At 69.9% G+C, this 15,291-nt stretch carries 10 protein-coding genes; 6 read left to right on the top strand and 4 right to left on the bottom strand.

The genetic code is table 11. The annotated features are described in order from the left end of the window. Nucleotides 1–9 precede the first annotated feature (9 nt). Complete coding sequence (locus ABZX79_RS01865) at nt 10–6,531, bottom strand: type I polyketide synthase (RefSeq protein ID WP_355249987.1); 6,522 nt, start codon at nt 6,529–6,531, stop codon at nt 10–12. A gap of 317 nt (nt 6,532–6,848) precedes the next feature. On the opposite strand from ABZX79_RS01865, the gene ABZX79_RS01860 reads away from it, so the two are divergent. Further along, the gene (locus tag ABZX79_RS01860) at nt 6,849–7,031 is read left to right on the top strand and encodes a hypothetical protein (RefSeq protein WP_355249985.1); all 183 of its coding nucleotides are present in this window, start codon (nt 6,849–6,851) and stop codon (nt 7,029–7,031) included. 724 nt (nt 7,032–7,755) lie between these two features. Here ABZX79_RS01860 and ABZX79_RS01855 read toward each other — a convergent pair. Beyond that, nucleotides 7,756–8,334: a TetR/AcrR family transcriptional regulator gene (locus ABZX79_RS01855; protein ID WP_355249983.1), complete on the bottom strand. Its 579-nt coding sequence runs from the start codon at nt 8,332–8,334 to the stop codon at nt 7,756–7,758. Between the two features lie 171 nt (nt 8,335–8,505). Here ABZX79_RS01855 and ABZX79_RS01850 point away from each other — a divergent pair, with 171 nt between their 5' ends. The 3 genes from ABZX79_RS01850 (at nt 8,506) to ABZX79_RS01840 (ending at nt 10,295) form a co-directional block, all read left to right on the top strand. Further along, on the top strand, nt 8,506–8,700 hold the full coding sequence (locus tag ABZX79_RS01850; RefSeq protein ID WP_355249981.1) for a hypothetical protein: 195 nt from the start codon (nt 8,506–8,508) through the stop codon (nt 8,698–8,700). Continuing rightward, nucleotides 8,700–9,233: a hypothetical protein gene (locus ABZX79_RS01845; RefSeq protein WP_355249979.1), complete on the top strand. Its 534-nt coding sequence runs from the start codon at nt 8,700–8,702 to the stop codon at nt 9,231–9,233. The genes ABZX79_RS01850 and ABZX79_RS01845 overlap by 1 nt, the downstream gene beginning before the upstream one ends. Nucleotides 9,234–9,566: 333 nt before the next feature. Then, a complete protein-coding gene (locus tag ABZX79_RS01840; RefSeq protein WP_355250084.1) occupies nt 9,567–10,295 on the top strand; it encodes a DUF2470 domain-containing protein in 729 nt (242 codons plus the stop codon). 214 nt (nt 10,296–10,509) lie between these two features. Here ABZX79_RS01840 and ABZX79_RS01835 read toward each other — a convergent pair whose 3' ends face one another. Together ABZX79_RS01835 and ABZX79_RS01830 are read right to left on the bottom strand one after the other, a co-directional pair. Further along, nucleotides 10,510–10,974 (bottom strand): hypothetical protein, encoded by a 465-nt coding sequence (locus ABZX79_RS01835; RefSeq protein ID WP_355249977.1) that lies wholly within the window; start codon nt 10,972–10,974, stop codon nt 10,510–10,512. Between the two features lie 611 nt (nt 10,975–11,585). Then, the gene (locus ABZX79_RS01830) at nt 11,586–12,533 is read right to left on the bottom strand and encodes a methionyl-tRNA formyltransferase (RefSeq protein ID WP_355249975.1); all 948 of its coding nucleotides are present in this window, start codon (nt 12,531–12,533) and stop codon (nt 11,586–11,588) included. 248 nt (nt 12,534–12,781) lie between these two features. On the opposite strand from ABZX79_RS01830, the gene ABZX79_RS01825 reads away from it, so the two are divergent. Together ABZX79_RS01825 and ABZX79_RS01820 are read left to right on the top strand one after the other, a co-directional pair. Beyond that, nucleotides 12,782–14,134 carry a lysine N(6)-hydroxylase/L-ornithine N(5)-oxygenase family protein gene (locus ABZX79_RS01825; RefSeq protein ID WP_355249973.1) on the top strand — a complete coding sequence of 451 codons (1,353 nt, stop codon included), beginning with the start codon at nt 12,782–12,784 and terminating at the stop codon, nt 14,132–14,134. 110 nt (nt 14,135–14,244) lie between these two features. Further along, a complete protein-coding gene (locus ABZX79_RS01820; RefSeq protein ID WP_355249971.1) occupies nt 14,245–15,282 on the top strand; it encodes an iron-siderophore ABC transporter substrate-binding protein in 1,038 nt (345 codons plus the stop codon). The last annotated feature ends 9 nt before the right edge of the window (nt 15,283–15,291 follow it).

The raw sequence follows: 15,291 nt of genomic DNA, 5'->3' as shown, positions 1-15,291 counted from the left end.
CGGGGTCACCTAGCGGTTGGGCGAGCGAAACAGGCGAGTGGGACCGTCAGCCGGTGACGGCTGACGAGGTGACGGCGGGTTCCGTCTCGGAACGGGCCTCGCCCTGCCCTGCTCGGGGTGGAGGCGGGCCAGGAGGTAGCCGGTGAGAGCGGAGGCCGTCGGGTGGGTCCACATCACCGTGGTGGGGATGTCCAGGGCCAGTTCGCGCTGGAGGCGGTTGCGCAGGGCGATGGCCATGAGCGAGTCCAGGCCGAGCGTGACCAGGGACGTGTTGGCGTCGAACCGGTCGGTTCCCAGACGTAGCACCGCTGCGATGTGGTCGACGACCTGGGGTTGCAGGATCTGCTGACGCTGCTGGGGGCTGTCCGTCTTCCGCAGGGCTTCCAGCAGGGCGCTGCGGCCACCGGCGGAATCAGCACCCGCCGCCGGAGCGGCCAGTTCGGCGAAGAAGGCGGTGTGGCCGGTGGCGGGATAGGACTCCAGCCACCGGGACAGGTCGACGGGCGTGTAGGCGGTGCGGTCGCGGTCGTGGGAGAGGATGCGTTCCAGGGCGGCGATGCCCTCCGCCGGCGCGATCATGGCGTAGCCGTGTTCCTCCATCCCGGCGCCGCGGCCGACCTCCGCCCACGGCCCCCAGTTGACGCAGGTGGCCGGCAGGCCCTGGGCCCGGCGCCAGGAGGTGAACTCGTCCAGCCAGGCGTTGGCGGCCGCGTAGGCGCCCTGCCCGGGGTTGCCCAGCAGAGAGGCGGCGGAGGAGAAGGTGACCCACCAGTCCAGGTCCTGACCGCCCGTGGCGTGGTGGAGCAGCCAGGCGCCCGTCGCCTTGGGGCGCCAGACCTTCTCCAGGAGGGCGGGGGAGAGATTGGCGATGGTGGCGTCCTCGACGACGGCCGCGGCGTGAACGACGCCGCGCAGTGGGTGGCCCGTGTCCAGGGCGGCCCGCACGAGGGCGTCGCCGACGCCCGGCTCGGCGAGGTCCCCGTTCACGACCTCGACGCGGGTGCCGAAGTCCGCGGTGAGGTCGTCGAGGGCGGTACGGGTGGCCGCGGTGGGGGCGCTGCGGGAGGTCAGCACCACGGCTGCGGCGCCTCGTTCGGCCAGCCATCGGGCGACCAGGAGCCCCAGCCCGCCGAGCCCGCCCGTGACCAGGTAACTCGCGTCGGGCCGGACGACGGGGACGTCCTCCGGGCGCACGGGCAAGGTGTCGGTGCCCGCGGCGGGCCACGTGAGGACGAGTTTGCCCGTGTGCCGGGCGGAGGCCATGGCGTGGAAGGCCGACGAAGCCTCGGCGACGGGGTGCTCGGTGACGGGCAGCAGCGGCAGGGTGCCGTCCGCGAGCATGCCGGTGAGTTCGCGGTAGCCCTCGGCGAGCAGTTCCGGGTCCTGCTGCATCATCATCAGCACGTCGACGCCGGCGAAGGTGACGTTGCGGCGGAAGGGCAGCAGCCCCAGACGGGAGTTGGCGTAGATGTCCCGCTTGCCGAGTTCGAGGAACCGGCCGCGGTGCGCGAGCAGGTCGAGACCGGCGGACTGCGCCGGACCGGTGAGGGAGTTGAGTACGACGTCGACGCCGCGGCCCTCGGTGAGGTCGCGCACCTGGTCGGCGAAGTCCAGGGTGCGGGAGTCCATGACGTGCGCGACGCCCAGGCCGCGCAGGTACGCCCGCTTGGCCTCACTGCCCGCGGTCGCCAGGACCTCCGCGCCGCAGGCCCGCGCGAGGTTCAGCGCGGCCAGACCGGTGCCGCCGCTCGCCGAGTGGATGAGCACCTTCTCTCCCGGCCGGATCCGGGCCAGGTGCCGCAGGGCGTACCAGGCGGTCAGGTAGGCGCACGGCAGGGCGGCGGCGTCCTGCGCGCTCACCCCGTCCGGCACCGGCAGGAGACAGTCGGCACGGACGGACGCGAAGGAGGACATGACGGCGGACTGCTCCCCGTCCACGAACATGGCGGCCACGCGGTCGCCCTCCCGTACTTCCCGGACGCCGTCTCCGACGGCGCTGACGACGCCCGCACCGTCGAACGCACAGACGTCCAGGCGCTCTTCGCCGGTGCTGAAGCGCTGGTAGACACCCATGGCCTGGAGCACGTTGATGAAGTTGACGCTGGTGGCGTCGACCCTGATCTCGACCTCGCCCGGTCCGGGCCGGCGGCGGGACTGGGCGACGAACTCGAAGGAGTCCAGGTCGCCGGGGCGTGCGAGGTGCAGGGCCACCCGGTCGCGCTCGCGGTCGACCGTGGTGTGGCGGCGCTCCCGCTCGTCCAGCGGGGCGTTGCGCAGACGCGCCAGGTGACGTGTCCCGTGCCGGTAGGCGATCTCGTCCTGCTCGTCGGGGCAGGACAGCAGTTCCGCGGCCACTTCCGCGACCGGCGTCCGCGGATCGACGTCCAGGACGCTGGGGCGCAGTTCGGGGTGCTCGTAGCTCAGGACCCGCACGAGCCCGCGCAGACCGGCCTGAGCCAGGTCCGGCCGGTCATCGGGCGTGACCTGCTGCGCGGTGCCGGTGACGGTCCACAGGCGCGGCGCCCCGCCGCCCGCGGTCTGAGCGAGTGCGCGGGCCGTTTCCACCAGGCGGGCGACCTGCTCCCGCGCGCGGCGGTCGGGTGACGCGTTGCCGGGTCCCGTGCCGGATGCCGGCAGATACACCACTGCCTGCGGTGCCGGTGCGTCGGGCTTTGGCGGCATCACCGGCGCGGTGCCGTCTTCCGAGGTGGCGTACGCCGCGAGCGTCTGGCTGCCTACTGTGGCGCCTTGCTTCTCCAGGGCCTCACGCAGGTCGGCCGCGTACGTTTCGCGTCCGGCTTCCGTCAGGAGGGTCAAGGTTGCGGGCGCGGTGTTCGGCGCCGGGCGTTCGCCGGGCTCCCATGACGCCTGGAGCAGACGGTGGGCGAAGCGCTCCTGAGCGCTCTCGGCGGGTACGTGGCGGAACTCCACCCCGGTGGCATCGGCGACCACGGATCCGTCGTCGGCCCACAGCCGGAAGTCCGCCGTGTACCGGTCGCCGTCCATCAGTTGGAGGGTGACCAGGCAGTACCCGCTGAGCGGTACCGTCCCGTACAGCCGCAGCGCCTCGATGCCCCGGGGCAGGATGCCTCCGGCGGGCACGGCGCCGGTGCGCAGTACGACGCCCGCGACGGCCTGGAGGCAGGTGTCCAGTGCGACGGGATGGCAGTGGAGTGCCTGCGCGCCGGCCCGGCCCTCGTCGGGTACCCGAAGGCGGGCCAGGAGGCGGGTGCCCGCGCGGTCGGCCGGTGCCCCGTCCGTGTACAGGGACTGGAGGCCGAGGAATGGCGGGCCGTGGTGCACGCCGCGTTCCTCGCGCATCTGCCGGTAGACGTCCGCCGCGTCCACGGCGTGCGGGAACTCCGCCAGCAGGTGCTGCGGGTCGCAGCCCTGCGGGACGGGTTCGTCTTCGGGCGTGACGTGCAGGTACGCCTGGGCGTGCTGGACGGAGGTGCCGTCGGAAGCCGTGCTGACCACCCGCCAGCGGGCGGTGTCGGGGCCGGCCGCCTCGGCGGTGGCGGTGACGGAAGTGCCGTCGGACGCCGGCAGCAGCAACCGCTGGAGGTCGATGCCGGTGATGCGCAGGCGCTCCGGACCGGCGGAGTACAGGTCCGTGGCGGCGGCCACGGCCATCTCGCACAGAGCGGCGCCGGGTACCACGGCGACGTCGTTGACGCGGTGCGTGTCCAGCCAGGGCAGCGTCGCGGGGCTGACGCGGGTCTGCCACAGGTGGCGGCCCTCGCCGTCGGGATCCTCGGTGTGCGGCCCGGTGAGCGGGTGCGAGGCGGGGGAGGAGTGGGCCCCGGCCGACTGCCGCAGCGGGGAGGGATCGACGACGTACCGGGTGCGCTCCCAGGTGGTCGGCGGTACGTCGGCCAGGGCGCCCTCGCCGTAGCGGTCGGCCCAGTCCAGCGGGTGTCCCGCGCAGTGCAGCGCCGCCACGTTGGTGTGGAACGCCAGCGCGTCGTCGGTGTCGCGCAGCAGGGACGACATGACCGCGGTGTCGGTGTGGCCGTGCGCGGTGAGCGTGGCCTGCACCGGGTGGACCAGCACGGGGTGGGGGCCGATCTCGACGAACAGCCGGTGCCCGTCTTCGGCCGCGGCCTGCACCGCGTCGGCGAAGCGCACCACCCGGCGCAGGTTGTCCGACCAGTAGGAGGCGTCGAAGACGGCATGTTCGCGCGGGTCGTCGGTGACGGTGCTGTAGAAAGCCGTTCCCGGCGACCTGCTGGTGACCTCGGCGAGCGCTTCGGCGAGGTCGGGCAGAATCGGGTCCATGTGGGCGGTGTGCGAGGCGACGTCCACCTCGATCACGCGGATGCCCACGCCGCGAGCGTCCCACTCCTCGGCGAGGCGGCGGATGCGGTCGGAGTCCCCGCCTACGACGGTGTTCTCCGGCGACGCGACGACCGCGACGGTCACCCCCCGCACGTCCTGTTCCGCCAGCAGTCGTTCGACCTCGGCGCGTCCCAGGGCGACCGAGGCCATCAGGCCCTGCCCGGCGGCCCGCAGGATCAGGCGGGAGCGGCGGCAGATGACCCGTACACCGTCCCGGACGCTCAGCGCTCCCGCGGCCACGGCGGCGGCGACCTCTCCCATGGAGTGGCCGATCACGGCCGCCGGTTCGACGCCGTGGGACCGCCACATCGCCGCCAGACCCAACTGGATGGCGAAGATCACCGGCTGCACCCGGTCGAATCCGGTCACCACCTCGGGGCGGCAAAGGGTCTGACGCAGAGAGAAGCCGGACTCCTCGGCCACGAGCGGTTCGAGTTCGTCGATGACCCGGGTGAACTCCGGGTCGTGGTCCAGTAGTTGCCGGCACATGCCCGCCCACTGCGAGCCGTGCCCCGAGAAGACCCACACCACGCCCTGCCCGGCGTCCGGCACCGCCCTGCCGGTCGCCCCCCCGGTGGAGGGCGCGGCTCCGGCCGCCAGTTCCTCCAGCCGTGTCACCAGCTCCGGCCGGTCGGCGGCGACCACAGCGGCTCGTTCCCGGGCGGGCGACCGACGCGCGGCCAGCGTGTGCGCCACGTCGCCCAGCGGAATCTGCGACCCCTCTCCCCTCAGCCACTGGGCCAGGCGGCCGGCCGCGGACCGCAGGGCCACGGGCGTGCCGGCGGACAGCGGGAACACGCGCGGCGCTTCGTCGTCCCGGGCCGCACCGGAATCGCCGGGCGGCACCGGACGGGCCGCGCGCCGGGCGCGGGGGAGCGCGGGGGGCTGCTCCAGCACGACATGGACGTTGGTGCCGCTGATACCGAAGGAGGACACCGCGGCCAGCCGGGTGCCTTCCCGTACCGGCCACTCGGTCGTGTCGGTGGGCACGAACAGCCGGGTACCGCTGGGGTCGATCTGCGGGTTCCAGCTGTTGAAGTGCAGGCTGGCCGGCACCATGCCGTGCCGCAGGGACGCGATGGCCTTCAGCAGACCCGCCACGCCCGACACCGGCTCGGTGTGGCCGATGTTCGTCTTCACCGAACCCAGCGCGCACCGGTCGCGGCCCTTGCCGTAGACCGCGGCCACCGCGGCGAACTCGATGGGGTCGCCCACCGCCGTGCCCGGACCGTGCGCCTCCACCATCCCGACGTCACCGGCCTCGACGCCCGCGCGCTCCAGCGCCAGACGGTAGAGATCGATCTGTGCGGGTTCCGAGGGCGCGCTCAGCCGCGTGCCCCGGCCGTTCTGGTTGACCGCCGTGCCACGCACCACGGCCAGTACCCGGTCCCCGGCCCGTACCGCGTCCGACAGGCGCTTGAGTACGACCACGCCGCAGCCCTCTCCGCGGACGTAGCCGTCGGCCTCGGCGTCGAAGGCGTGGCAGCGGCCGGTGGGGGAGAACACGCCCCACAGCGCGGGGGCGATGACCCCCTCGGGCCCCAGGGACAGCATGGCGGCTCCGGCCAGCGCCACGTCCGACTCGCCGGTCCGCAGGCTCTGACAGGCGGTGTGCACGGCGACCAGACCGGACGCGCACGCGCTCTCCATGACGACCTGAGGACCTCTCAGGTTCAAGATGAAGCCCACGCGGCCGGGACCGATGCTGTCGAAGCCGGTGTACATCGCGTAGGCGTTGACCTGTTCCAACGGCCGCTGCACGCGCAGCATGTAGTCCTTCTGATAGATCCCGAAGAACATGCCCGTCGGCGTGCCGGACAGTCGCTGGGCCGGAATTCCGGCGTGCTCGATGGCCTCCCAGGCCACTTCGGACAGCAACCGGTGCTCCGGATCCACCCAGGGCGCTTCCTGCGCGTTGATTCCGAAGAACTCCGGCTCGTAGGCGTAGACATCGTCGTCCAGGAAGCAGCCGTAGCGCAGCCGGTCCGCGACCTGGGCGGGGAGGCCGGCCAGTTCCGCCTGCTCCCACCGCTCACCGGGAACCTCCCGCATCGTCTCCCGGCGCGCCATCAACAAGCGCCACAGCGAGGTGAGAGAGCTGACCCCACCCGGGAACCGGCAGGCGGCTCCGACGACCGCGACCGGCTCGTCCTGGCCCGCTCCGGGCTCCTCGATGCCGGGTTGTGCATGCATGGGCGGTCCGTCCTTCACCACGAGGAAGCTGGGAGGCGGCCGACTTCCGGCACGCTCTCCGCCACGCGGTCAGATCGATCGTGCGTGGCACATGCCATTTCGGCATGCAACGGGCGTATGCGCAGGGCGTGGGGGCTTCGAGCGGTAGCGCGTTGGGGAATGCCAACGCCCCAACGCAACGGGTTCAGCCACTTGGTCGGGCTCTTAACGGATCAACGCGGTGAAGTTGTCACGCGCGGATTGACGGGCCGCTCGGTCTGGCAGTCCTGGTTGTCACGGCCCTCACCTTTGCGGGCCTGCGTCCCATTGCCCCCACCATGGCCGAGCAGGCGGGAGGGGGACACAGCAACAGTGATGTCGAGACCGAGAAGGGCAGCGACGAAGGATGTGAGCGTGACCCCGGCAGCGGCACCGCCGATCCGACCTCCGAGCCCACCGCGCCGACGAAGGACACTCGCCCCAGCGGGGAGCCCGGGGACGAAGACGGCCACAACCATTGAGCCCGGCGCACAGGTGGCCGCTTCTGTTCACGCGGCTCGCCTGCGGTCCGGACGGTCGACGCTGCGTCCGGCATACGGGTTCCCTCCGGAATACCCTGAGATATGACCACCCATCCATCCATCCATCCAACCGGCCTTGACCTTGCCCCAGAGGGAAGGTTCTAGAGTCGTCGCGTAGGCGCCAAGCGGGAAGGAGGTCACCTCATGGTGTTCGTCGAAGGCGAGGTGTACCGGTGCCCGGACCCCGACTGTGGCTGTGAGATCACCGTGACAAAGGGTGCGGCTCCAGGCCACGGCGGGGACGAAGCCCCCACGTGCTGTTGCGGGCTCCCTATGGAGAAGGTCGGCTGAGCCGCCGGCTCGACCGGGTCTCTCTTCCGCAGCTCCCGTGATCGGCGTCCGATGGGCCGACAGGACGCCGATCAGGATGCCGGTATGAGACAGCACGTGTGGCGCGCAGCCCGGCCTGGGGCCTGCTGTCCTCCGACGTCGGCGTCCGCCATGCCGGAGGTCCGCCACGGGGTCACGGCTGCGGCTCCGTCGCATGCCGACGCAGCCGAGTGTGAGGACTGCGTTCACGTCGGCCATGACGAGGGTGGTGTCGGCGGGCATGCCGAGCACGCCGATGCCACATGTGCTGCCAGCGGTACGACGATGACCACGATGGTCGAAGACACGCTGGACACGTACCCGGCGGATCACTGAGCCGGCGAGTGCCACGCGATCAGCGTGAAGGGCGCAATCCGGCCAGAGTGACCGCGACAAGACGGCGGACCGCGTCTTCGGATGGCAGAGTGCTGGCTGCGCTGAGGGCGTGGAGGCAGTAGCTTGCGAGCTCGTCGGGCGCGGCATCGTCCCGGACGTCGCCGGTTGCAGCTGCCTCGGTCAGCAGGTCGCGGAACAGGTTAATGAGCTGCTGCTGCGCGTGGGCGACGTGTTCGCCGCGGTGCAGGAGTGCCGCGAGCTCTTCGGTGCCATGGCGGCCCCGGTAGCGGGAGATGAGCGCGTAGCGCTCGAGTACGGCTTCGAGCCGCTCGCCGGGGTCGCCGGGTCGGTCCCGGAGCTCGGCGAGATGTTCGAGGTGGCTGGTGACGTGACGTTCGTGGTGGGCGGCCAGGATTGATTCGACGTCTGGGAAGTACTTGTACAGCGTCGCCCGCCCGATCCCGGCTTTCTCGGCGATCTGCGTCATCGTCACCGACATCAGGCCGTGCTCGGTCGCCAGCCCCCAGGTCGTTTCCAGGATCGCTTCGCGGACCGCATGGCGATGGGCCTCGATCGTCTCGTTCCACAGCTTCGGCACCCGTGCAGTATACGTGACGACGGAAGCGTGACACTTTGATTCTCAGTAGACAGAGTGTCTCGTAAACTGTCATTGTTCAGAGCACCTCGCCGACACACGCACTGGAGGAATCTCATGGCTGGCTCTGACCGTGGATCGCCTCGTAGCGCACCGCCCAAGGCGCCACGCTGGGTGAAGGTGTCCGCAATCATCGTCGGCGTTCTGATCCTGCTGGCCGTGATCGTGAAACTCACCGGCCTCGGCGGCGAGCACGGCCCAGGCCGGCACATGGGTGCCAACGGCGCACTTCCGGCCGGCGTCACCCAGGTCCAGAGCCTGTCCGGCAGCAACCTGGACGACTACGCGTCGGCGGGAGTCAGGTACTGATGATCATGCCGCCCCGCCTCCGCAAGGTCGCGCTCACCGCTCACGTCGCCACCTCCGTCGGCTGGCTCGGTGCGGTCTGCGCCTACCTCGCTCTCGACGTCACGGTGGTGACCAGCCAGGACGTTCAGACGGTGCGCGGCGCGTATGCCGCGATGGAGGTGACGGTCTGGTCTGTCATCGTTCCGCTGGCCCTCGCGTCGGTGCTCATCGGGATCGTCAATGCGCTGGGCACTCCGTGGGGTCTGTTCCGGCACCACTGGGTCCTGGCGAAACTCCTGCTCACCGTCTTCGCCGCCACCGTCTTGCTGATAGAGGCGCGGAGCGTGAGCCGCTTGGCGCAGGCGGCGGCGTCCGGTGCCGATCCCCGCGAGTTGCCCGGCACCCTGCTCCACTCCATCGGCGGCCTGGTGGTACTTCTCATCATCCTGATCCTCTCGGTGTTCAAGCCACGGGGCGTGACCCGGTACGGGTGGCGCAAGCAGGATGAACAGCGGGGGAGCGAGCCCTCCCGACGTACGGTGGCCGCGGGGTAAAGGCGGTGGCTCCTGCGGCGATTCGGTTGGTGGGATGGATGGAGGTTCGAGACGCCCAGGCCCGGGGTGCGCAGGAGGGCCGCCGCGCCGATGAGTTCCAGCACGGTCTCGCTCGCAGCCCATCCGACCTCGGGTGCCCGGACGATCGCGAAGACGGCGAGCGCCAGGCCGGCGGCCAGGTCGCGCCGCATCTTCTGGAGCGAGAGGTCAGCCTCGGCACCGCCCAACCACAACCGGCGGTGGCTTGGGGGATCGGCTTGGCGGGGACTGGACACTGAGATCCATCCGGCATTAAGTTAGGTAAGCCTTACTTAACCTGGAAGGGTGGCTCGGATGGATGCGGACGCGTGCGCGGCCCGACCGACCAATGGCGAGCGAGTCCGTACCGTGGTGGCCGCCGCGGGATCGCTCATGGTGGTCACGGACAGACACTCCGGCGAGTTGGCCGGCCTGCACACCCTGGATGACAGGGGACGGCTGCTGCTGCGGGTGCCGGACGACGGTGTGTTGGCCGCCGAGGTCGCCCTCGCGCCGCGCGGGATCGTGGCCGCCGTGCTGAAGTTCACCGACATCGCACCCACCGCGGTACGCGACCGAGTGCGCGCCCGCGTGACGCTCACCGGCTGGTTCGCTCCGGTCGATGGGAACTCCCAGGAGCCCGGCGTCCAACTGCGTCTGGACTTCGCACACGCCGAACTTGAAACGGCGGCAGGAACGGTAACCGTCGGCCTCGACGAACTCACCCTGGCCCGCGCCGATCCCCTGGCCGTGTACGAGGCCGACATGCTCACCCACCTTGTCGACGGCCACAGCGACGTCGTGGCTCTGCTCACTCGACTCGTCGACCCCCGGCTCGTGCAGGGAGTACGGCGCGTCCTCCCGGTGTCACTGGACCGGTACGGGATGACGCTGCGGCTCGAACACGCCAACGCGCACCACGACGTGCGGCTGTCCTTCCCCGCTCCACTGAGTGATGCCGCAGAGGCCGGCGGCCGGATCCAGGCACTGCTCGCGGCCGCACGCGCCTGCTGCCGTCGGCACGGGTCGCCGAGCCGACCGTGATCACCTCGCAGCCTGGAGAGCCGCCCGGGGCGACGACATTTTCCCCTGTCCGCCCGCTGAGTCACACGAAACTGCCTGGTTGATATGTCGTGGGTCAGCGGTCCAAGACGGGCCGCTGACCAACTCACCTAGAGGTGCTACGACAGCGTCGCCCCGGGACCGAGCAAGCGGGTCCCGGGCGGATTCATTGACGGCACGGCTCCCAACTGGCTGCTCATGCCCGGTTCGTCACCTGGTCGAGGTGACTCAACCGGACCGGGAAAGCCTCCGCCATACGGCGCCAGCCGTGGCCGCCGAAGTGGACCGAGCACCACGAACCGTCGACGAAGCCGATCTCGTGGACGCCGCCCGCCACGTCGCTGCGGTCCCGGATCCAGGTCACGTTACGAAGATCCGTGGCCCACCCCACCTCGGCCGGGCCGGGTACGCCGGTGAAGGAGCGCGCCTGGGACACGTACACGAGCTGCAGGCGGCGGTCGGTGACCTGCAGCATCACGGCCCTGTTGTTCTTGGTCCGGGGCACCAGGGCGCGGGCCAGGTGGCCGGCCATGCTGTTCCAGCCGCCGTGGAACGGCTTGCCCGGCTTCTTCGCCTCACGCTCCGTGAACGCTTCGACGAGCCTCTCGACCGGGTTCCAAGTGGCGGTGGTGAGTCTCGCGACCCAGTACACAGGGAGCATCAACCAGCTCCCGAGCGTGCGGCGCTCGGATCGCAGAGCGCGCGGGCGGCGGAAATAGCCGGGCAACGGCGCCCGTTCGGCCAATGCGACCCCGTGATCAGCGCGCAGCACCTCACCCGCCGGTACCAACGCCCTTGCCCGCTCGGCCGTGTCCCGGCCGCGCTCCGTCCTGCTCACCCGAAATCATCCCTCACTGTCCTGGCCGCCCCCGAGGGAGTCACGTCCGTACGCTTATCGAGACGCTGACCACGCCACCCTGTAGCCGCGTACTGGGCCAGATCGTAGGGGGCGCGCTTACCTTGATCATTTCCGCGAATGTAACGCATGAGGCCGCCCTCGTGATTGCCGCCCTCGCCCGCGAAGCGGCGTCTCCCGGTCCTGGCTCTACAGCCAGCCGTACCTGAGAGCCGAGGTCGAACGCCTGCGGGCCCGGCGGGGACGAAGCACCCTCAAAAGTCGCCGCCGCGTGGATCGGGTGATCCGCGCGGCGGCGATGACCGGTTGCCCCGGGGCCATGGCGGGGCGCCGGTGGTCCAGTTGGCCGAACGTAGCTCCAGCGTGCGGCACTCCAGCTGCGCAAGTCCCTGACGAGGCCGGGCCGGCGGGTTAGGTCAGGGGCGGGTGGTGAGGTATCCGCCCATCGAGGTGAAGTAGTCGGTCGCGGGCAGCTCCTCGCCGTCCTCCGTGCGCACGCGCGTGATGGCGAGGCCGTGGTTGCGGCCGGTGCGGGCGTCGGCTCCGGCGACGATCACCACGCCGTCGCCCTCGCGGTAGAAGATGCGGCCAGGGGTGCCGCCGTAGCGGCCTTCGGACACGACCGCCGACACGACCTCGAGGCGCTTGCCCTTGTGGTACGTGAACGCGCTCGGGTACGGGGCGGACTGGGCGCGTACGAGGCGCTCGAGGTCCTCGGCCGGCCAGCTCCAGTCCATGCGAATGTCCTCGGCGGACCGCTTGTGGAAGAAGGTCGCCTGCGACCGGTCCTGCTTGGTGAATTCGGTCTCGCCGGCCGCGATGCGGCCGAGTGCGCCGACCGTGACCGGGGCGATGAGGTCGACGGTCTTGTGGAACAGGTCGGTGGCCGTGTCGGTCGGTTCGACCGCCACCGCGCGCTGCACCACGATGTCGCCGGCGTCGAGTTCGCCGTCCATCATGTGCGCGGTGACGCCCACTTCGCGCTCGCCGTTGATCAGGGCCCAGATCAACGGGGAGAAGCCCGCGTACTTGGGCAGCAGCGAGTCGTGCACGTTCAGCGTGCCGTGGCGGGGGAGGTCGAAGATGCGCGGCGGAATCCAGGTCCGCCAGTTGTTCGCCACGATGATGTCCGGGGCGGCCTCCTTGAGGGCCAGGAACAGCTCCTCGTCGTCCGGCCGGTTGCGTATCAGCACGGGTACGCCGTGTTCCTCGGCGAGGTCGGCGACCGAGTCGCTCCAGATCTTCTCGTACGCGTGCTCGCTCTTGGGGTGCGTCACCACCATCACCACGTCGTGCTCGGAGTCCAGGAGAGCTTGCAGGGTGCGGTGCCCCCAGGTCTGATAACCGAACATGACGACCCGCATGGGGTTCCTCCTCAGAGCAGTAATGGACGAGGGTAAGTAAAGCAAGGCTTACCTAAGGATGCAACGAGGCGTGATTTTGGGCTGTGTTTGCCTCCATGACCCGCTGCTTGTCCGATTTGCCCCGTCGACAGGTTGGCCAGATCAGGTTAGCTTTACCTAAGTTCCGCTCGGCCCGCCGCTCAGTCGGCGTGCCCTGTTCTTGTTTACCCAACGCCTGACAAGCGGCTGCCCCGCACGATGGGAGTGACATGTCACAGGCTCTTCCTGACGACGCACCACCGATCCACGACCTCATAGGAATCGGCTTCGGGCCGTCCAATGTGGCCATGGCGATAGCGCTCAGCGAGCACAACGCACGCGTCGGCAGGCAGGAGGCGGTCACTGCTCACTTCTTCGAGCGGCAGCCGGCCTTCGGCTGGCACCGCGGCATGCTCATCGACGACGCGACCATGCAGGTCTCCTTCCTCAAGGACCTGGTGACGCTGCGAAACCCGTCGAGTGAGTACAGCTTCCTGTGCTACCTCCAGAGCAAGGGGCGGCTGGTCGACTTCGTCAACGGCAAGAGCCTCTTCCCGCTGCGGGTGGAGTTCCACGACTACTTCGAGTGGGCCGCGGCCCAGGTCGACGACATGGTGTCCTACGGGCACGAGGTCATCGCCGTGCGGCCCGTCGTGCGCGACGGAGTGGTGGAGTACGTCGATGTGACGGCCCGTTCGGGGTCGGAGGTGGTGGTCCACCGGGCCCGCAATCTCGTGATCGGCACGGGGCTGCGGCCGCAGATGCCGGAGGGCGTCGACCGTACCGACCGGATCTGGCACAACTCCGACCTGCTGGCAAAGGTGGATGGCCTGGACGACGCCCAGCCGTCCCGCTTCATCGTGGTCGGCGCCGGCCAGAGCGCCGCCGAGAATGTGGCCTTCCTGCACCGCCGCTTCCCCGAGGCCGAGGTGTGCGCCGTCTTCGCCCGCTACGGTTACAGCCCCGCCGACGACAGCAGCTTCGCCAACCGGATCTTCGACCCCACAGCGGTCGACGATTACTTCACGGCCCCTGACGAGATCAAGCGCAAGCTGATGAACTACCACGGCAACACCAACTACGCCGTGGTGGACATCGACCTGATCGACGACCTGTACCGCCAGGCGTACCAGGAGAAGGTCCTGGGCACCGAGCGCCTGCGGTTCCTCAACGTGTCCCGCATCACGGACGTCGTCGAGACCCCGGACAAGGTACGTACGACGGTCGAGTCGCTGGTCACCGGCGAGAAGACTCCCCTGGACGCCGATGTGGTGGTCTACGCCACCGGTTACCGGTCCGCCGACGCCCTCGGGCTCCTCGGCGAGATCGGCGAGCAGTGCCACCGTGACGACCAGGGGCGTGTCCGCGTCGAGCGTGACTACCGCGTCGCCACCGACCCCGAACTGCGCTGCGGTATCTACCTCCAGGGCGGCACCGAGCACACGCACGGCATCACGTCGTCCCTGCTGTCGAACACCGCGATCAGGGTCGGCGAGATTCTCGAGTCGATCGTGGACCGGAGCCAGGAGCCCACCGCAGGCCCGCTCCGCAACGCCGCCGACGAGGTCAGCACGCCCCTCTAGAGACACCGTCTCTCCCAGCCTCCCCCACACCAACACGCCCTCTCCCGTGGCCGTCTCCCGCCGGGTGGGCGTGGCACTCGCACCGTGAAAACCCCGTGAAAGGAAGCACCGTGTCCACTGGTACACGCCCCGCGCTGACGAGGATCGTCAGAAACGTCCCCCGCGTGGCAGTCGCCGCTGTCGCCGCGCTCGCCCTGACCGCCTGTGGGGGCGGGGCCGACAAGCCGGAGTCCAAGTCGTCCGGCAAGGCGGACGCGAAGTCCGCTGCTTTCCCCGTCACGGTCGAGCACAAGTACGGCAGTACGTCGATCGAGACGGAGCCGAAGAAGGTCGTCACCCTCGGTCTGTCGGACCAGGACGCCGTCCTGGCGCTCGGTGTGAAGCCGGTCGGTTCGGTGGACTGGTTCAAGGAGAAGCCGTACGGCAAGTGGCCGTGGGCCAAGAAGCTGTGGGGTTCCACGAAGCCGCAGATCGTCGGTGAGCGCGACGAGTACAACATGGAGAAGATCGCGGCCCTCAAGCCGGACCTGATCGTCGCTCAGTACTCGGGCATGAAGAAGGAGCAGTACGAAACGCTCTCCAAGATCGCCAAGGTGGTCGCCCAGCCCAAGGGCCACGAGGACTACCAGGCGCCGTGGCAGGTCATGACCAAGCAGATCGGCAAGGCGCTGGGCAAGGACGCCGAGACCGAGAAGCTGATCGCCGGCATCGACACGCGCTTCAAGGCCGTCCGCGACAAGCACCCGGAGTGGAAGGGCAAGACGGTCACCGTCGGCGAGCCCTACGAGCCGGGCAAGTTCTCCGCGTTCTCGCCCAAGGACCCGAAGGTCATCTTCCTGAGCGAGATGGGCTTCACCACCTCCGAGGCGTACCGCAAGGCGCTCGGCAAGGAGAACATCGCCGACCTCAGCTCGGAGCGCCTCGACGTCATGGAGGCCGACCGCACGGTCTGGCTGGGCACCCCGGAGACCGAGAAGGCCATGAAGGCCGACCCGCTCTACAAGAAGACCAAGGTCCACAAGGAGAAGCGGGACCTGTTCCTGCCGTACGACAGCCCGGACATCGGCGCCGCGCTGTCCTTCAACACCGTGCTGAGCATCCCGTACGCCGTCGACCAGGTCGTGCCGATGCTTGAGGCCATCAAGTAGCTCCCCACT

Origin of the sequence: Streptomyces sp. NPDC002994, from assembly GCF_040611155.1 — a bacterium.
In the GTDB taxonomy this organism is placed as follows: domain Bacteria; phylum Actinomycetota; class Actinomycetes; order Streptomycetales; family Streptomycetaceae; genus Streptomyces.
Note: the sequence above shows the minus strand (reverse complement) of the source record. Positions and strands in the feature narration are given on the sequence as shown.